General features: G+C 62.3%; 19 protein-coding genes. 9 read left to right on the top strand and 10 right to left on the bottom strand.

The window, feature by feature from the left end:
• Positions 1-35 precede the first annotated feature (35 nt).
• Positions 36-758, bottom strand: coding sequence for a glycerophosphodiester phosphodiesterase (locus LOY45_RS18040; protein WP_115086094.1), 723 nt, complete (start codon positions 756-758; stop codon positions 36-38).
• Between the two features lie 28 nt (positions 759-786).
• Positions 787-1,374 carry a PilZ domain-containing protein gene (locus LOY45_RS18035; RefSeq protein ID WP_115086095.1) on the bottom strand — a complete coding sequence of 196 codons (588 nt, stop codon included), beginning with the start codon at positions 1,372-1,374 and terminating at the stop codon, positions 787-789.
• A gap of 94 nt (positions 1,375-1,468) precedes the next feature.
• Here LOY45_RS18035 and LOY45_RS18030 point away from each other — a divergent pair, with 94 nt between their 5' ends.
• From LOY45_RS18030 to LOY45_RS18020, 3 genes are all read left to right on the top strand, one after another.
• Positions 1,469-2,719: a lipoprotein-releasing ABC transporter permease subunit gene (locus tag LOY45_RS18030; protein ID WP_115086096.1), complete on the top strand. Its 1,251-nt coding sequence runs from the start codon at positions 1,469-1,471 to the stop codon at positions 2,717-2,719.
• A 7-nt stretch (positions 2,720-2,726) separates the two neighbouring features.
• A complete protein-coding gene (gene lolD / locus LOY45_RS18025) occupies positions 2,727-3,410 on the top strand; it encodes a lipoprotein-releasing ABC transporter ATP-binding protein LolD (protein WP_177414845.1) in 684 nt (227 codons plus the stop codon).
• A 70-nt stretch (positions 3,411-3,480) separates the two neighbouring features.
• The gene (locus LOY45_RS18020; RefSeq protein WP_115086098.1) at positions 3,481-4,725 is read left to right on the top strand and encodes a lipoprotein-releasing ABC transporter permease subunit; all 1,245 of its coding nucleotides are present in this window, start codon (positions 3,481-3,483) and stop codon (positions 4,723-4,725) included.
• 89 nt (positions 4,726-4,814) lie between these two features.
• On the opposite strand, the gene LOY45_RS18015 is transcribed toward LOY45_RS18020, so the two are convergent.
• Together LOY45_RS18015 and LOY45_RS18010 are read right to left on the bottom strand one after the other, a co-directional pair.
• On the bottom strand, positions 4,815-6,164 hold the full coding sequence (locus tag LOY45_RS18015) for a heavy metal sensor histidine kinase (protein ID WP_115086099.1): 1,350 nt from the start codon (positions 6,162-6,164) through the stop codon (positions 4,815-4,817).
• Positions 6,161-6,841, bottom strand: coding sequence for a heavy metal response regulator transcription factor (locus tag LOY45_RS18010; RefSeq protein WP_115086100.1), 681 nt, complete (start codon positions 6,839-6,841; stop codon positions 6,161-6,163). The genes LOY45_RS18015 and LOY45_RS18010 overlap by 4 nt, the downstream gene beginning before the upstream one ends.
• Positions 6,842-6,997: 156 nt before the next feature.
• Between LOY45_RS18010 and LOY45_RS18005 the strand changes: the two genes are divergently transcribed.
• Complete coding sequence (locus LOY45_RS18005; RefSeq protein WP_115086101.1) at positions 6,998-7,492, top strand: cupredoxin domain-containing protein; 495 nt, start codon at positions 6,998-7,000, stop codon at positions 7,490-7,492.
• Positions 7,493-7,560: 68 nt separating this feature from the next.
• Positions 7,561-8,391 carry an NADPH-dependent 7-cyano-7-deazaguanine reductase QueF gene (gene queF / locus LOY45_RS18000; protein WP_115086102.1) on the top strand — a complete coding sequence of 277 codons (831 nt, stop codon included), beginning with the start codon at positions 7,561-7,563 and terminating at the stop codon, positions 8,389-8,391.
• A 45-nt stretch (positions 8,392-8,436) separates the two neighbouring features.
• Here the strand turns inward: queF and LOY45_RS17995 are convergent, their stop codons facing one another.
• A complete protein-coding gene (locus LOY45_RS17995; RefSeq protein ID WP_115086103.1) occupies positions 8,437-8,700 on the bottom strand; it encodes a DUF4404 family protein in 264 nt (87 codons plus the stop codon).
• A gap of 124 nt (positions 8,701-8,824) precedes the next feature.
• The gene (locus LOY45_RS17990; protein WP_115086104.1) at positions 8,825-9,385 is read right to left on the bottom strand and encodes an HAD superfamily inactivated hydrolase PcrP; all 561 of its coding nucleotides are present in this window, start codon (positions 9,383-9,385) and stop codon (positions 8,825-8,827) included.
• A 191-nt stretch (positions 9,386-9,576) separates the two neighbouring features.
• On the opposite strand from LOY45_RS17990, the gene LOY45_RS17985 reads away from it, so the two are divergent.
• Complete coding sequence (locus tag LOY45_RS17985; protein WP_115086105.1) at positions 9,577-10,278, top strand: MlaA family lipoprotein; 702 nt, start codon at positions 9,577-9,579, stop codon at positions 10,276-10,278.
• Positions 10,279-10,331: 53 nt separating this feature from the next.
• Here LOY45_RS17985 and LOY45_RS17980 read toward each other — a convergent pair whose 3' ends face one another.
• Positions 10,332-10,631 carry a PilZ domain-containing protein gene (locus LOY45_RS17980; RefSeq protein ID WP_233674021.1) on the bottom strand — a complete coding sequence of 100 codons (300 nt, stop codon included), beginning with the start codon at positions 10,629-10,631 and terminating at the stop codon, positions 10,332-10,334.
• A gap of 262 nt (positions 10,632-10,893) precedes the next feature.
• Between LOY45_RS17980 and rssB the strand changes: the two genes are divergently transcribed.
• Both rssB and rssC read left to right on the top strand, forming a co-directional pair.
• Positions 10,894-12,078 (top strand): two-component system response regulator RssB, encoded by a 1,185-nt coding sequence (rssB, locus tag LOY45_RS17975; RefSeq protein WP_115086107.1) that lies wholly within the window; start codon positions 10,894-10,896, stop codon positions 12,076-12,078.
• Entirely contained in the window at positions 12,075-12,557 is a 483-nt protein-coding gene (gene rssC, locus LOY45_RS17970) for an anti-sigma factor antagonist RssC (protein ID WP_010227140.1), read from the top strand. Before rssB ends, rssC begins: the two co-directional genes overlap by 4 nt.
• Positions 12,558-12,587: 30 nt before the next feature.
• Here the strand turns inward: rssC and LOY45_RS17965 are convergent, their stop codons facing one another.
• The 3 genes from LOY45_RS17965 to dusA form a co-directional block, all read right to left on the bottom strand.
• On the bottom strand, positions 12,588-14,492 hold the full coding sequence (locus LOY45_RS17965; protein WP_258579317.1) for an alkaline phosphatase D family protein: 1,905 nt from the start codon (positions 14,490-14,492) through the stop codon (positions 12,588-12,590).
• Positions 14,493-14,688: 196 nt separating this feature from the next.
• A complete protein-coding gene (gene tal, locus LOY45_RS17960; RefSeq protein WP_258578121.1) occupies positions 14,689-15,615 on the bottom strand; it encodes a transaldolase in 927 nt (308 codons plus the stop codon).
• Positions 15,616-15,740: 125 nt separating this feature from the next.
• Positions 15,741-16,751, bottom strand: a complete 1,011-nt coding sequence (gene dusA / locus LOY45_RS17955) for a tRNA dihydrouridine(20/20a) synthase DusA (RefSeq protein WP_258578120.1) — start codon at positions 16,749-16,751, stop codon at positions 15,741-15,743.
• Positions 16,752-17,091: 340 nt separating this feature from the next.
• Here dusA and LOY45_RS17950 point away from each other — a divergent pair, with 340 nt between their 5' ends.
• Positions 17,092-17,553, top strand: a complete 462-nt coding sequence (locus LOY45_RS17950) for a hypothetical protein (protein WP_115086136.1) — start codon at positions 17,092-17,094, stop codon at positions 17,551-17,553.
• The last annotated feature ends 30 nt before the right edge of the window (positions 17,554-17,583 follow it).

The raw sequence follows: 17,583 nt of genomic DNA, 5'->3' as shown, positions 1-17,583 counted from the left end.
CGGCCGGTGGCCTGAGCCGGCCGGGGAGACCGATTTCAGCGATTCTCGAGGGTGGCGCTGGCCAAACCGGGAAAGTCTGTAATCAGGCTGTCTACGCCGAAGTCGGCGAGCCTGCGCATCAGCGCCGGCTCGTTGACTGTCCACACCGACACGTGCAACCCCTGGCGCTGGGCCTTGATCAGGCGCTCGGGGGTGCACAGTGTCCAGTTCAACGCCAGCAAGTTGCAGTCATAGTTCTGGGCGACCTTCAGCGGGTCGAGCCAGGCGTATTCGGCGACCAGCCCCCTGGAAATATCCGGTGTCAGCTCAAGCGCTGCGCCCAGCACTTCCCGTGAGCTCGAGGTGATGGTGATCTTGTCGAGCAGGCCGAACTGCTGGGCCATTTCGCGGATTGCCAGCACGGTGGTGGCGGCGCGGGTGCGCGAGGCACTCTTGACTTCCAGCTGCCAGTGCTCGAAATCGCACTTCTCGAACAGTTCCTCAAGGCGCGGGACAGGGCAGGGCGAGACCCAGCCCGGGCCGCCCTTGCGCGCGTCATAGGTGGCAAGGTCTGCCGCGCTGTGTTCGACGACCTTGCCGCGCCGGCCGGTGGTGCGCTTGAGGCTGGGGTCGTGGATCACCATCAACTGGTTGTCGGCTGACAGGTGCAGGTCGAGCTCGCAGCGACGCACGCCGTGCCCAAGGCACTGCTGGAAGCTGGCGAGGGTGTTTTCGGGGGCTTCGCCCTTGGCGCCGCGGTGGCCGTAAATCGTGGTCACGTTTGTTCCTTCAACAAATAAGTGAAACTCAGGAGGCGCTTGGCTCGTTCTGCTCCAGGGCCTGGCGTCGTTGTTGCGCTTGGCGTTGCAGGATGTAGCGGGCCAGCAGCTGGCGCTGGGCATCGGTGGTGTCGACGAATTCGGTGCCGATCTCGTAGAGGCCATCGGCGTTGCGATCGCAATGGGTAACCTTGGCGCGCAGCAACAGGCCCAGGGCCTGGGGCATCAGCACCATCTTCACCGCGATACGTGCGCCGGCAGCCACCGGCTCGGCCTGGCTGAACTCGATGCCGCCCTCGGACAGCACCACCGTCTGTGGCGCGCTCAGTTGCCCGAGCAAGGTCTGCGCGACCACCGCGCTAAGCAGGTCGATGCGCTTGTTCTGAGCCTTGAGAAAGGCGGCCAGGGTGCGGTCCTTGTCACTGAGCTGGCGCAGCAGGTGCTGGGATTCGAACTCGCTCAGGTGCAGTTCGCTGAGCAGGTTGAACAGCGGCGAAGTATCTTGCAACAAGTCCGCGCCAGGCGCTTCGGTGGCGCTCAACGGGCTAATTTCCAGTGCGATCTGATCCTCGATACGGTAGTATTCGCGGCGATCTTCTTCATCTAATGTCGACATGGCGAACCCATGGTAGCGGCGGTGGTCTGAGTGTAAAGCTGCTATTCAAGCCCCGCCACAAGGACGTTCCTCTTTCATCCGAACAAGCCCCGACATGTTCAGACCTCTCTTCGTATTCATCGGCACGCGTTATACCCGTGCCAAGCGTCGCAACCACTTCGTCTCGTTCATTTCCCTGACCTCGATGATCGGCCTCGCCCTGGGCGTTGTCGTGATGATCGTGGTGTTGTCGGTCATGAATGGCTTCGATCACGAGATGCGCACCCGGGTGTTGGGCATGGTGCCCCACGCCACACTGGAAACCGGCCAGCCGATCAACGACTGGCCCGCCCTTGCCAGTCAAGTAAAGCAGAACCCGCAGGTTCTGGCGGTGGCGCCCTTCACCCAGATGCAGGGCCTGCTGACCCATGACGGCAAGGTGCAGAAGGTGCTGCTCAATGGCATCGACCCGGCCCAGGAACGCAAGGTCTCGATCATCGACGACTTTATCCGCGAGGGTAAGCTCGATGACCTGGCTCCCGGCGAGTTCGGCATCATGATCGGCGACAAGGCGGCGACCAAACTGGGCGTTGGCATCGGCGACAAGCTGACCTTCGTCGCCCCGGAGGTCACCGTGACCCCGGCCGGCATGTTCCCGCGCATGAAGCGTTTCACCGTGGTCGGCATCTTCCATGTCGGCGCCGGCGAAATCGACGGCTACCTGGGCCTGACCAACCTGTCGGACCTGTCCCGCCTGCACCGCTGGAAGTCCGACCAGGTCCAGGGCCTGCGCCTGAAGTTCGACGACCTGTTCCAGGCCCCGCGAGTTGCCTGGGACATCGCGCAGAAACTCGGCGAGCAGGAGTTCTACGCCCGCGACTGGACCCGCAGCCACGGCAACCTGTACCAGGCGATCCGCATGGAAAAAGCCATGATCGGCCTGCTGTTGCTGCTGATAGTCGCGGTGGCGGCGTTCAACATCATTTCCACCCTGGTGATGGTGGTCAACGACAAGAAGGGCGATATCGCCATCTTGCGCACCCTGGGTTCGACGCCTGGGCAGATCATGGCCATCTTCATGGTCCAGGGCACGGTGATCGGCGTGGTCGGCACCCTGATCGGCGCGTTGGTGGGCATTTTTGCCGCGCTCAATGTCAGCGCCGCGATTGCCGGCATCGAGACCCTGATCGGGCACAAGTTCCTCAATGCCGACGTCTACTTCATCGACTACCTGCCTTCGCAGATCATGGCCGAGGACGTGTGGATGGTCTGCGGTGCGGCATTGGTCCTGAGTTTCCTCGCCACCCTGTATCCGGCCTGGCGTGCGGCACGCACCCAGCCTGCGGAGGCGCTACGTTATGAGTGAGTTGGGCATGAGTGATAAAGCAGTGCTGAGTTGCCGCAACCTGGGCAAGTCCTACGAGGAAGGCCCGGAGAAGGTCCAGGTGTTGTCCGGTTTGCAGCTGGAGCTGCACCCGGGCGAGCGGGTGGCGATCGTCGGTAGTTCGGGTTCGGGCAAGAGTACCTTGCTCAACCTGCTCGGTGGCCTCGACACGCCTTCCGAAGGCAGCGTCTGGCTGGCCGGCGAAGAACTCTCGGCGCTGGGCGAACGCGCCCGTGGCCTGCTGCGCAACCGCGCCCTGGGCTTCGTCTACCAGTTCCACCACCTGCTGCCGGAGTTCACCGCGCTGGAGAACGTGTGCATGCCGCTGCTGATCGGCCGCACCGCCATCCCTGAAGCTCGCGAGCGCGCCGAAGCGTTGCTCAAGCGCGTCGGCCTGGGCCATCGCCTGAGCCACAAGCCGGCCGAGTTGTCCGGTGGTGAGCGCCAGCGCGTGGCCATCGCCCGGGCGCTGGTCAACCGTCCGGGGCTGGTAATGCTTGACGAGCCGACCGGCAACCTCGATCACCACACCGCCCAGGGCATCCAGGACCTCATGCAGGAGCTGAGCAGCGCTTCGCAGACGGCCTTCCTGGTGGTGACCCACGATCTCAACCTGGCGCGGCAGATGGACCGTGTGCTGCGTCTGGAAGACGGGCACCTGGTCCCGATCTGACGGCCCGCGCAATGTGCCCGCCGGGTTAGGCGGGCACCTGGTTTCTTTTCTTTACCCGGGTGCTTCGTTCATGTTCAGACCCTTGTCTATTTTCATCGGCGCGCGCTACACCCGCGCCAAGCGCCGCAACCATTTCATTTCGTTCATCTCCATGACCTCGATGATCGGCCTGTCCCTGGGCGTGTTGGCGATGATCGTGGTGCTGTCGGTGATGAACGGCTTTCAGCGCGAAATGAGTTCGCGCATCCTCGGCATGGTGCCGCACGCCAGCGTGCTCGGTGCCCAGCCGCTGGACGACTGGCGGCCAGTGGCGGCCGAAGCCTTGAAGAACCCTGAAGTGATCGCCGCCGCGCCACTGACCGAGATGGAAGGCATGCTTTCCTACAAAGGCTCGATGCAGCCGATCCAGGTCAGCGGCATCGACCCGGCCGAGGAGGGCAAGGTCTCGATCGTCGCCCAGCATATCGTTCAGGGCCGCCTCGAAGACCTCAAGCCGGGCGAGTTCGGCGTGGTCATCGGCGAAATCACCGCGCGGCGTTTTCGCCTCAACGTCGGCGACAAGCTGACCCTGATCGTGCCGGAAGTCAGCAGCGCGCCAGGTGGCATCACCCCGCGCATGCAGCGCCTGAACGTGGTCGGAGTATTCAAGGTGGGCGCCGAGCTGGATGGCTCGCTGGGCCTGATGCACATGGCTGACGCCGCGCAGATGCAGCGCTGGGCGCCGAACCAGGTGCAGGGCGTGCGCCTGAAGGTCAAGGACCTGTATGCGGCGCCGCAGGTGTCCAAGGCGATTACCGCGAGCCTCGGCGAGCAGTACCGCGCCGATGACTGGACCCACACCCAGGGCAGCCTGTTCAGCGCGATGAAGATGGAAAAGACCATGATCGGCCTGTTGCTGCTGCTGATCATCGCCGTGGCGGCGTTCAACATCATTGCCACGCTGATCATGGTGGTCAACGACAAAGGTGCCGACATCGCCATCCTGCGCACCATCGGCGCCACGCCGGCGCAGATCATGGGCACCTTCATGGTGCAGGGCAGCCTGATCGGTATCGTCGGTACCTTGATTGGCGGCGTGCTCGGGGTGGTCGCGGCGCTGAACGTCAGCCAGATCGTCGGCTGGCTGGAGCGGGTCAGCGGCCAGCATATCTTCACCTCGGACGTGTACTTCATCAGCACCTTGCCGTCGGAGCTGCAGTGGGGCGACGTGGCGCTGATCTGCAGTGCCGGCTTGATCATGAGCTTCCTGGCGACGCTGTACCCGGCGTGGCGGGCATCGCAGGTGGAACCGGCGTACGCCTTGCGTTACGAGTGATGGCCGTTACGGCCGCGCTGCGGCCGATCGCCGGCAAGGCCAGCTCCCACAAGAGCCATTGTGGGAGCCGGCCTTGCCGGCGATAAGGGTTACACCGTCGGCAAGTCGATCACGAACCGCGTCCAGCCCCCAGCCGACTCCCCACGAATACTCCCCCCGTGCGCCTGCACGATCGAGCGGGTAATCGCCAGTCCCAATCCCGCATGTTCACTGCTGCCTTCGCGCCGCGCCGGATCCGCCCGGTAGAAGCGGTCAAACAACTTCGGCAGCAGCGCCGGGTCAATCGGCTCGCCACGGTTGGCCACCTGCAGCCGCACCAGGCCTTCCCGTTGTTCAATCGTCACGCGAATCTCGCCACCGGCCGGGGTGAAGCGCAAGGCATTGTCCAGCAGGTTGGACAGGGCCCGGCGCAGCATATGCCGATCGCCTGCCAAGGGTGCTTGCCCCTCACGGCTCAACTTCACTTCGGCATCTTCGGCCAAGGGGGCGTAGTACTCGAGCAAGGCATCGGCCTCGTCCTCAAGCGCCAGCTGTTGGCGGCTGGGCATCAACAAACCGTGGTCGGCCTTGGCCAGGTAAAGCATGTCGTTGACCAGTTGCGCCATCCATTGCAGTTCTTCGAGGTTGCTGTGCAGCGCCTCGCGGTATTCATCCAGGCTGCGCGGCCGGGTCAGGGTCACCTGGGTGTGGGTCAGCAGGTTGGACAGTGGCGTGCGCAGCTCATGGGCAATGTCGGCGGAGAACGCCGAGAGGCGCTGAAAGGCATCGTCCAGGCGTTCGAGCATGGCATTGACGGTCTGCGCCAGCTCCGCCAGCTCTACTGGCATCTGCCCCTCCGGCAGGCGCGTGGTCAGCGAACGCGCCGAAACCCCGGAGGCCACTTCACCCATCTGGCGCAATGGCCGTAGCCCGCTGCGCGCTGCCCAGGCACCGAGCAGTGCGGTGGCCAGGGCCGAGAGGCCGACGGTGAGCCAGATCAACTGCTGCATGCGCTGGAGAAAATGCTGGTGGTGGGTGATGTCGAGAAACAGCGTCAGCTGTGCGTCGCCGTCGTTGAGGTTGACGCACAGGCTGCGGTAGTCGACGCCACTGGCGTGCAAGGTGCTGAGCCCGACCACCTGCGGCGAGTCGGGCAGGCCGGCCTGGCTGTCGAACCAGATGCGCCCGTCACGGCCACCAATGCGCACGGCAAGGTCGGCCTGGTGGCTGAGTTCGGTCTGCAGAGCGGGCAGGCGCGGGGCGAGGCTGGCTGGGCTATCTACGCCTTCGAGCATCTGGCGCAACAGCGACAGGCGGCTGTTGAGCAATTGCTGGTCGAGTTCGATGAAGTGAGTGGCGCTGGCGCGGCTGAAGAGGATGCCGGCGGTCAGCGACACCACTGCAGTGCAGGCGGCAAACAGCAACGCCAGGCGGCTCCCGAGGGACAAGCGACGCATCAGGCGCCGCGCTCTTCAAGCACATAACCCATGCCGCGCACGGTATGGATCAGCTTGTTGTCATGGGCGTCGTCGATCTTCAGGCGCAGGCGGCGGATCGCCACTTCGATGACGTTGGTGTCGCTGTCAAAGTTCATGTCCCACACTTGCGAGGCGATCAGCGACTTGGGCAGCACCTCGCCCTGGCGGCGCAACAGCAGTTCGAGCAGGGCGAACTCCTTGGCGGTCAGGTCGATGCGCTGGCCTGCGCGTTCGACCCGGCGGCGGATCAGGTCCAGGCGCAGGTCGGCCAGGCCCAGGGTGGTTTCCTGTGCCGGGCTGCTGCCACGGCGCAGCAGGCTGCGCACCCGCGCCAGCAGCTCGGAAAAGGCGAAAGGCTTGACCAGGTAATCGTCGGCGCCCAGTTCCAGGCCGTGCACGCGGTCTTCCACGGCGTCGCGGGCAGTGAGGAACAGCACCGGGATTTCCAGGCCGGCGGCGCGCACGGCCTGGAGGATCTGCCAGCCATCGCGGCCGGGCAGCATGACATCGAGGATCAGTAAATCGTAGTCGCCGGTCAGGGCCAGGTGCTGGCCGGTATTGCCGTCGCTGGCAAGCTCGGTGGCGAAGCCCGCTTCACTGAGGCCCTGGCACAGGTACTGGCCGGTCTTGGTCTGGTCTTCGACGATCAACAGTTTCATCGGCTGGCTCTTTAGCGTGAATTGCCGGAGGGTTATACCGCGCCGGGTGTGCCGGGTGGCCAAGCTGACAAAGTTGTAATCTTTTTGTCAGGTGACTGCCAGCGGCGGTTTTCTACAGTGAAGGCTGAATCGTCGCAACCCTGGAGTGGGCTTGAAATGAAACACCTTTTTATTGTTGGCGCTCTGGCGCTGTTCAGCCTTCCGGTCCTGGCATCACCCGCGCATTCCTACGCCTTCGGGCAGCCTGCGCCAGCGAGCAAGGCGACTCGCACCGTCGAGGTGGTGATGGGCGACATGTACTACGCGCCGCGCAGCCTTGAGGTCAAGGCCGGGGAGACCGTGCGTTTCGTGCTGGTCAACAAGGGGGCGGTCGTCCATGAATTCAGCCTGGGCGATGCTGTAATGCATGCCAGGCACCAGAAAGAAATGCTCGCCATGCAAGGCCAGATGGACCATTCCGCCATGGGGCACGGCGGTATGGACCATGGCGCAAGCATGCAGCATGACGATCCGAACACGGTGATGGTCGAGCCCGGCAAAAGCGCTGAGCTGACCTGGACCTTCAGCCAGTCGACGCCGATCGAGTTCGCCTGCAACGTGCCCGGCCACTACCAGGCGGGCATGGTCGGCAAGCTGACCATCGGCCAATAACAGCCGATTGCCCAATGCATGGCCTAAAACCGATAAACTAGGCGCATTTGCTCCTACAGGTTTTAGCCATGCATCCTGCCGCCGAACATTCTCCGCTGGGTAAATCCAGCGAATACGTCGCTACTTACACACCCTCGCTGCTGTTCCCGATCCCGCGGGCGGCAAAATGGGCCGAGCTGGGCGTCAGCGCCGAGACCCTGCCATGGCTGGGTGTCGACTTCTGGAACTGCTTCGAGCTGTCCTGGCTGCTGCCGTCGGGCAAGCCGGTGGTGGCCATTGGCGAGTTCGCCATCCCGGCCGATTCGCCGAACATCATCGAGTCGAAGTCCTTCAAGCTGTACCTCAATTCGCTGAACCAGACCGTGTTCGAGTCGCCAGCGGCGTTGCAGGCGTGCCTGGTCAAGGACCTGTCCGCTGCTGCCGGCAAGCCGGTGGGCGTGCAGATCCGCAGCCTGGCCGAGGTCGAAGGGCAGGGCGTGGTCGGCTTGCCAGGTGTGTGCATCGATGAGCTGGATGTCAGCATCAGCAATTACGAGCAGCCACAACCGGAGCTGCTGCGTTGCGACAGCAGCAACATTGTGGAAGAAACCCTGCACAGCCATTTGCTCAAGTCCAACTGCCCGGTCACTGGCCAGCCGGACTGGGGCAGTGTCACTGTGCATTACCGCGGCGCGGCGCTGGATCATGCCAGCCTGCTGACCTACCTGATCAGCTTCCGTCAGCATGCCGACTTCCATGAGCAGTGCGTCGAGCGTATCTACCTCGACCTCAAGCGCCTGCTCAACCCCGAGCACCTGACGGTCTATGCCCGTTACGTGCGCCGCGGCGGGCTGGACATCAACCCGTACCGCAGCACCGGGCAGGTGACCCTGGCGAACCTGCGACTGGTTCGCCAGTAACGAAAAAGCCCCGTTCGATGACGGGGCTTTTTTATTCAGGTGGGCTTAGATGCCCATGCTTTGCAGACTCTGAACGATATTGCGCAAGGTGGCAGTCAGGCCCGGGTGCTCGACTTCAAAGCGCTCCACTGCGAGGTTGACGCCATCGACCAGGTTGTTGTCCGGGGTCGCGGCCTCAAGTTTCATCTCGGCCTCGATCTTTTGCATCAGTTCTTGCAGATGATCACGCTCTTCCAGCGAGAGCGGTGGATTTTGCTCCAGTTGCTCGCGCAGGGCGTCAAGTTGCTCTTGCAGTTCGCGGGCAGGCATGGGTGTTCTCCCTCTATGAATAGGCACAGTCATGGACCCCGGCAGTGGGTGAAAGGTCCATGCCCTGTCTACTAGAGTAATCCACCGGCCAGCGCTTTGCATGACCCTGATCAATGGCGCTGTTTCAGGGTTTTTCGCCTTTGCGCCGGCGCTGGCCGATATCCGCCAGGCAATCGGCCAGGGCTTCAAGGTGGTCGACCACTGAATGCACGCCCAGGGCAAACAACTGCAAGGTGGCCTGGCCGCGCTGGCGTTCCTGCTCCTTGGGGCTCAGGGCCTGCCACTGGCTGCTGGGCCCGCAGGACGCCAGGCCGATGGTCCACAATCCGGCATTGAGGCCTGATTGCAACAGGCGCGGTTCGTCACTGACCAGCACGCAACCGTCGAGTTTGCTCGCCTTCAGCTGCATGAGCGCCCGCCAGCAGGCATCTGGAGCAGGCCAGGGTGTTTGGCAATCGGGGTAGCCACTGAGCCAGGCGGGCAAGGGGCTTGCCAGATGGTTGCCATCCGCTGCCGGCAGCTCATCGAGCCAGGCGCAAGGAACCTTTTGCTGGTACAGCCAGTCAAGGGTGGGTAGCGCGCCGGGAGTCGGGCAGGGGGTTCGAGCATCAGGACCCGGATTCACTTCGACAAGGCAGCCGCGCAAGCCGAACAGCAGGGCAGTGATGGCGGGGGAGTCTGACATGGCAACGTCCCTGAAATAACTTGCAGGCTACGCTGGGGTTGTGACCTTTTGGTGACGCTGCCGATACACAGTTGTTCACATTTTTGCGACGCTGTTTATGCCAAGCTGTTTAACGGCAGCGGAGGCTTTATACTGGCTTCATTTTTCGGCGTAGGACGCGCAGCGTCTGCCCCAGTTCGAGGAGTAACTCTATGCTTAGGATCGGCCTGATCGATCGGATGACCCGGGCCTGTGTCTGTGCCGGCCTGCTTTTGGCGCCTGTAGTCGCGGCCCAGGCGGCGACTGAGGAAGATCCATGGGAAAGCATCAACCGGCCGATCTTCCGCTTCAACGACACGGTCGACACCTATGCCCTCAAGCCGCTGGCGCAGGGTTACCAGGCGGTCACCCCGCAGTTCCTCGAAGACGGCATCCACAACATGTTCCGTAACCTGGGCGATGTCACCAACCTGGCCAACAACGTGCTGCAGCTCAAGCCGCACGCGGCTGGCGTCGACACTGCGCGGCTGATCGTCAACACCACCTTCGGCATCGGCGGCTTCTTCGATGTCGGCACCAAGATGGGCCTGCAGCGCAACGACGAAGACTTCGGCCAGACCCTCGGCTACTGGGGCGTGGGCAGTGGTCCGTACGTGATGCTGCCGTTGCTCGGCCCGAGCACCGTGCGTGATGCCATCGCCAAGTACCCGGACACCTACACCGAACCCTACCGCTACATCGACCACGTACCGACCCGCAACACCGCCGCCGCCGTCGATGTGGTCGACACCCGCGCGAGCCTGCTGTCGGCAGAAAAGCTGATCAATGGCGACAAATACATCTTCATTCGCAACGCTTATCTGCAGAATCGCGAATTCAAGGTCAAGGATGGCGAAGTCGTCGACGACTTCTGATCCGGGCGGGCAAGCAAAAGGCGACCTTCAGGTCGCCTTTTTTGTGTCTGCATTTATTTCATGCTGAGGATGCGCAAGCCGAGCTTCTGTCCGCCGTCTGCCTGGTCGGCGATCCACACCACTTCGGTGCTTGCTTCCAGGCCTTTCAGCGCCGTGTGCTCGGAATCGATACGCACCTCGAGGTTATCGCCGACCTTGAACTGGCGCGGCGACTGGACCTGCATGCCGCTGCTGGAGAGGTCCAGGCAGACCGCAGTGATGACTTGGCCTGCGTGGATCAGGCTGACATCTGCATCCACCCGCATGCGAATGAAATCGCGCTTCTCGCTGTAGTCCATGTGCACTGAACTCATGTCTGCATCCTTTCATTGCGTTGCGGTTGGAGAGGTTTTTATAACTCCCGGTGCTTTCGGCTGTAAAGAGCATCGGCGACCATCGGTGTACCCTTGAAACGCCCGGCGGATGGGAGTACCGTCTGCGCCTTACAAGGCACCTCTGCTATTTGCCGGACAGGTTTTCATGTCCTACAACTCATAGAAGAGTAGCTCGAAGTGAATCCAGTACGTGGGCCGATGCTCACCTACGCCCAACTTATTCCTGGCGCCGTTTGCCCACATGCAGAAAACCAGTGCAACGCTGCTGATAATCGATGACGACGACGTCGTACGTGCGAGTCTTGCCGCCTACCTGGAAGACAGCGGTTTCAGCGTCCTGCAGGCAGCCAATGGCCAGCAGGGCCTCCAGGTCTTCGAACAGGAACACCCTGATCTTGTGATCTGCGATCTGCGCATGCCGCAAATGGGCGGCCTGGAGCTGATTCGCCAGGTGACCGAGCGCGCGCCGGAATTACCGGTAATCGTGGTTTCGGGTGCCGGGGTGATGAACGACGCCGTCGAAGCCCTGCGCCTGGGTGCGGCCGACTACCTGATCAAGCCGCTGGAAGACCTCGCGGTACTCGAGCATTCGGTTCGCCGGGCCTTGGACCGCGCGCGACTGGTGCTGGAAAACCAGCGCTACCGGGAAAAGCTCGAAACCGCCAACCGCGAGCTCGAGGCCAGCCTGCACCTGCTGCAGGAGGACCAGACTGCCGGGCGTCAGGTGCAGATGAACATGCTGCCGGAAAGCCCCTGGGTGGCCGACGACCTGTCGTTCGAGCACCAGATCATTCCGTCGTTGTACCTGTCGGGCGACTTTGCCGACTATTTCCGCGTCGATGAAAGGCGAATCGCCTTTTATCTGGCAGACGTTTCCGGGCATGGCGCTTCTTCGGCCTTCGTCACCGTGCTGCTGAAGTTCATGACCACGCGCCTGCTGTTTGAATTCAAGCGCGGCGGCAAGTTGCGCGATTTCAAGCCTTCCGAAGTACTCGGGCACATCAACCGCGGCTTGATCAACTGCAAGCTGGGCAAGCATGTGACCATGGTCGGCGGTGTTATCGATGAAGATACGGGTATCATGACCTACAGCATCGGCGGTCACCTGCCGTTGCCAGTGCTTTATACCCCGGGCCAGAGCCGTTATCTGGAGGGCCGTGGGTTGCCGGTCGGGTTGTTCGAGGAGGCTGTCTACCAGGACCATATCCTGGAGTTGCCGCCGCAGTTCAGCCTGACCCTGCTATCTGATGGCATTCTGGACCTTTTGCCGGGTGAAACACTCAAAGATAAAGAGGCGGCCCTGCCTGAAATCATCAAGGCCGCAGGCGGTAGTCTGGATGGGCTGCGCCAACGATTCGGATTAGCTACGCTTGGGGAGATGCCGGATGATATCGCCCTATTGGTGTTGAGCAGGAACCTTCAATGAGTACGGGTAGAATCCAGTTCGCCGAGCAGAATGGCACCTTCGTGCTGAAGTTTGTCGGTGAAGTGCGCCTGACCTTGTGTTCGGCGCTGGATGCGACGATTGAAAAGATCTTCACGGCGCTGAATTTCTCGGCGATCGTCATCGATCTGACAGAAACCAACAGCATCGACAGCACCACCCTGGGCTTGCTGGCCAAGCTCTCGATCCTGTCGCGGCAAAAGGTCGGGCTGTTGCCAACGGTGGTCACCACCCACGCCGACATCACCCGCTTGCTGCAGTCGATGGGCTTCGACCAGGTGTTCAACATCGTTGACCGGCCAATCCCGTGCCCGGAGTGCCTGACCGACCTGCCGTCCCAGGACCAGAACGAAGACGTGGTGCGTTCCAAGGTACTGGAAGCGCACAAGATCCTCATGGGTCTGAACGACTCCAACCGCGAAGCCTTCCACGACCTGGTCAACGCCCTCGAGCGCACCTGATCACCGACCAGGGCGCCGTTCTGGTGCCGGTCAAACCTCTTTGCAGTCAGCTTGCCGTGGTGGAAATTCCGTTGCCTCGCTGCCATCGGCGTTGAGCTGGAAAATCCGCGCCGGTTGCCCCTGTTCATTGAAAAACACCTGGCCCAGGCCCGCGCTGTTCCACAGCCGCTCGCCGGCCTTGCTGTGGGCGGGTGTACGCGGGATCACTTGCATCTGCCGGCGCTTGGTAAACCAGTTGAGCGGTGAGCGGGGCGAGTACAGCCAGCGGTTGAGGCGGTCGAAGGTGTCCAGCAGGCGCTTGGGGAACTGGTTCTTGATGCCGCTGCTGGTGATCTGCCACAGGTGCGGGGCGCGTTGGCGGTGGCGAATCAGCACCTCATAGACGAACGAGTAGTGCACGTCACCGGAGAGAATCACGTAGTGCCCCGGTGTGCGCGAGTGGCGGAAGATATTCAGAATCACCTGCGCCGCACCGCGATGGGCCATCCAGTTCTCGGCATCCACCAATAGCGGATAGCCCAGCCAGCTGAACACCCGTTGCACGCTCTCGATCAGCTTGACGCCGAAGATCGGTGCCGGCGAGACGATGATCGCCGAAGGATGGTCGAGCAGCGCCTGTTGCAGCTCGCTGAGGGCTTCCCAGTCGAGCAGGCCTGAGGGTTTGTTGAAGTTGCTTTCACTGCGCCAGCGCCGGGTGCGTGTATCGAGCACCAGCAGCGCCGGGCTGCTGGGCAGGACGAACTGCCAGCCCTGAAAGCGCAGCACCTCGTTGATCAGCGCATCCTGCAGCGGCGTGTCGAGGTAGTCGTCGGCGTCGGCACTGTGGCTGAAGGCCTGGCAGTGCTCCAGCAGCCTGGTAAAGGCATCCGGGTTGTTGCCCCAGCCCTGGCACAGCAGGTAGCCGAGCAGGGCGTTGCCGATGATGCGCTTGGAGAAAGGGTGGCCGTAGGCGGTTTCTTCCCATTGCGCCGACAGGTTCCAGTCATCGGTGATGTCGTGGTCGTCGAAGATCATCAGGCTCGGCAAGTGTGCCAACACCCGGGCAACCCCGCCAAGGCCGCTGGTAAAGCCGTTGATCAGCTGTTGTTCCTGGCGATAGCGCGCCTGGCGCTCGGTGCTGAGGCCGGGCGGCATCTGCGGCTCGATCAGGCCCCAGGGCACCGGTGACCAGACCAGCAGGTACATGGCCATGACTTCGGCGAAGGTCACCAGGTGGTTGTCGGCGTTGCTGCTGGTGAAGATCGGCTTGCGCGTGCCGCCGAAAAATCGCTCGCGCAGGGTTTCGTTGCTCTCCAGTGCGGGCAACAGGTCGGCGCGGTGGTAATAGCTGGCCGGATGCTGGTAAAGCGCAGCGCTGTTGTCCACCACCGCCCCTTGCAGGTGCTCGCCAAACAGCCCCAGGCGCTCGATCAGCGCATGAATGGCCCGCAGCATGGGGCCGGCGACATCGTCGGCATACACCTGGTCGCCGCTCATCATCAGCAGGGCAGGGCGCTGCAATGGCGCGGGGTTTTCCAGCAACAGGCGGTCGGCGCACAGCAGGCCGTCTGCTGCCGGGTGATGGGGTTTACGGCATGAGCCGTGGAGCAATTGCTCCAGCTGCGAACGCAACACGAAGTTCGGCCGTTGCGCACCCGGATATAGCAGGTGCGGGGCGTACCGGGCGATGCCTTGGGTGTTGAGGATCAGGTCGTAGTCGATCTGCTCATCGCGCGGCAGCGGGCTGTCGAGGGTGATGTCGAGCAGATGGACAAAGGCGTGCCGGCCGATCGGCATAACCGTGCAGTTGATATCGGCAGTAATGCCTGCGCAGCTCAGTTGCAGCTCGGCTTGCAGCGGCTCGGAGGCTACCAGCCAGAACACGATTCGCGTGGGTTCGAGGCGGCGCAGCAACGGGCCGGCCAGTACCAAGGGCAAAGAAGATGCATCGGTTATCGACAACGGAGAAGGCACCACAAGATTGGGAGGTCAGGTTGATCTGGGGCTGCTGTGCAGCCCATCGCTGGCAAGCCAGCTCCCACAGGTACTGCATTCATCGGACCTTGTGGGAGCTGGCTTGCCAGCGATTGCAGGCGACGCGAACTGATTGATGCTCCGCGCAATCTACCTCACTGGCAAACCCAGATTTGTATCAGGCCTTTGCCGCCAACAACGCCTCAAGCTTCTCCTGATCCCGGGCAAACTGGCGAATCCCCTCGGCCAGCTTCTCGGTGGCCATGGCATCTTCGTTCGACGCCCAGCGGAACTGGCTTTCGCTAAGCACCTGGCGCGCCTCGCCGTTTTTGCCTGGCTTCAAGATGCGCGGCAACTCGCCCTGATCATCGCTCAACTGCTGCAGCAACTCGGGGCTGATGGTCAGCCGGTCACAGCCGGCCAGTTGTTCGATCTGGCCGATATTGCGGAAGCTCGCGCCCATGACCACGGTCTTGTAGTCATTGGTCTTGTAGTAGTCGTAAATGCGCGTTACCGACTGCACGCCCGGGTCTTCGGCGCCGACGTAGTCCTTGCCGGTGGACTTCTTGTACCAGTCGTAGATGCGCCCCACGAACGGCGAAATCAAAAACACCCCGGCGTCGGCGCAGGCCTGGGCCTGGGCGAAGGAGAACAGCAGGGTCAGGTTGGTCTGGATGCCTTCTTTTTCCAGCACCTCGGCGGCGCGGATGCCTTCCCAGGTCGAGGCCAGCTTGATCAGCACCCGGTCACGGCCGATACCGGCCTGGTCGTACAGCGCGATCAACTGCCGGGCCTTGGCCAGCAGCGCCGGTTGGTCGAAGGACAGGCGGGCGTCGACCTCGGTGGAGATACGCCCCGGAATCACCTTGAGAATGCCGGCGCCAACGGCTACGGCAAAGGCGTCACAGGCAACGCCGACATCGCCCTTGCTGTGCTCGACCGATTGCTTGAGCAGCTCGGCATAACCGGGCATGGCCGCAGCCTTGAGCAGCAGGGAAGGGTTGGTGGTGGCATCGACCGGTTTCAGGCGGCTGATGGCGTCGATATCACCGGTGTCGGCAACCACAGTGGTGAACTGCTTGAGTTGTTCCAGCTTGGAAGTCATGGGCGTGCTCTGTCCTGTGCAATGGATCGACATTACCCGAGCGCTGCCAGCCGCTCAAGGGCTGGCTGGCAGGCGGGGCGAAGGGGATAAGCCTTCGAGTGCCGAACGGGCCACAGGTTCCAGAACTAACGCCCCTGCAGCAGCTCGCCGGCCTGGTCGAGCAGGGCCAGCGGGTCCTTGCTCTTGTGGATATCCACCGACAGCAACTGGCGGAACTTGCGCGCCCCCGGGAAGCCCTGGCCAAGGCCGAGAATATGGCGGGTGATGTGGTGCATGGCGCCGCCGGATGCCAGGTGCGCGGCAATGTAAGGACGCAATTTGGCCAGCGCCTCACTGCGGCTGATCACCGGCGCCGTGCTGCCGAACAACTGCTGATCGACCTCGGCCAGCAAGTACGGGTTGTGATAAGCCTCGCGGCCGAGCATCACCCCGTCGAAAATCTTCAAGTGCTCCTGGCATTCGGCCAGGGTCTTGATACCGCCGTTGAGCACCAGTTCCAGGTCCGGAAAATCCGCCTTCAACTGCGCGGCGACGTCATAACGCAGCGGTGGAATCTCGCGGTTCTCCTTCGGCGACAGGCCCTCGAGAATCGCGATCCGCGCATGCACGGTAAAACTGCGGCAACCGGCGTCGCGCACCTGGCCGACGAAATCGCACAGCTCGGCGTAGCTGTCGCGGCCATTGATACCGATGCGGTGCTTGACCGTTACCGGGATCTGCACCGCATCCTGCATCGCCTTCACGCAATCGCCGACCAGCGCCGGATGGCCCATCAGGCAGGCGCCGATCATATTGTTCTGCACCCGATCGCTTGGGCAGCCGACATTGAGGTTGACCTCGTCATAGCCTGCGGCCTCGGCCAGCTTGGCGCACGCGGCCAGGTCAGCCGGCACGCTGCCGCCCAACTGCAAAGCCAACGGATGCTCGGCCTCGTCATGGCGCAGGAACCGCTCGGCATCGCCGTGCAGCAAGGCACCGGTGGTGACCATTTCGGTGTAGAGCAGGGCGTTGCTGGAGAGCAGGCGCAGGAAGAACCGGCAATGGCGGTCGGTCCAATCCATCATAGGTGCAACGCTGAAGCGGCGGGACGGCTCAGGGCGCGGGTTTGCTGGGGTTGAGGCGGATTCTAGGGGCATGTTCTACGACGCGTTTGCAGCGATTCAGGGGTGTTTTGCTCTGCGCGGTTTGTTACAGCTTGCCGGCGAGAAGCAAAAACAGGGGTGCATTAGTCTACCAAGAGTGCCGAGCGTTCGCTCGTAAGCAGGCTGCGACGAGAGGCAGAACTTCTTCGCCGGTAGCGCTGCACTGTTTTTCTGCCCCGCAGCCCGCGCCAGATTTTCGAATGGCGGCAGATGAACGGGCTTCACCAACAGCGAGCCGATAGCTTTTCGTACAGCCCCTAAACAGGACTCATGTAACCCGACAATACGCCGATACCGTGCAGCGCAAGGTCCATAAAAGGCAGGAGCCTGAACATTGTTCGAACACATCTGGCGCAGCATCCATTCCCCGGGCTACTTCCCCAGCGTACTGGAATGGATGATCGATATTCTCCTCAATCCGTTCATGGTGGTTATGTGTCTGATGGCCGGGGCGCTGGCCGGTAAAGGATGGCGAGCCATCCCCTACGGTAGCCTCACGTGTTATGTGGTATTCCTGAGCCGCTCGCCATTCTATCGGTGGGAAAGCATTTTCCCCGTAGCCGGGCTGCCCGCGCTATTGATTGATGGCGCACTATTGGCCCTGCTCGGCTTCTATTTGAAAGGCGTACTCAGAACCCGCTCAGCAGTAAGACCCGAAGGTCATTGGTTGCGCTGGCTATATCAAAGCCTGAAGGTTGTCATGCTGACAATCGTGGTGATGTTCTGGGTACTCGTTGTGCTGTTCATAGTGATCTTCACCGTCTCGGTCGCTACTCAACCGTCACTGGCGCACTGACCCAACGCCTGCTTGCAGTTTTCGTACAGA

The sequence above is a fragment of the Pseudomonas wadenswilerensis genome, from assembly GCF_024749185.1.
In the GTDB taxonomy this organism is placed as follows: Bacteria; Pseudomonadota; Gammaproteobacteria; order Pseudomonadales; family Pseudomonadaceae; genus Aquipseudomonas; species Aquipseudomonas wadenswilerensis.
The sequence above is the reverse complement of the archived record's forward strand: the minus strand, read 5'-3'. Positions and strand labels throughout refer to the sequence as shown.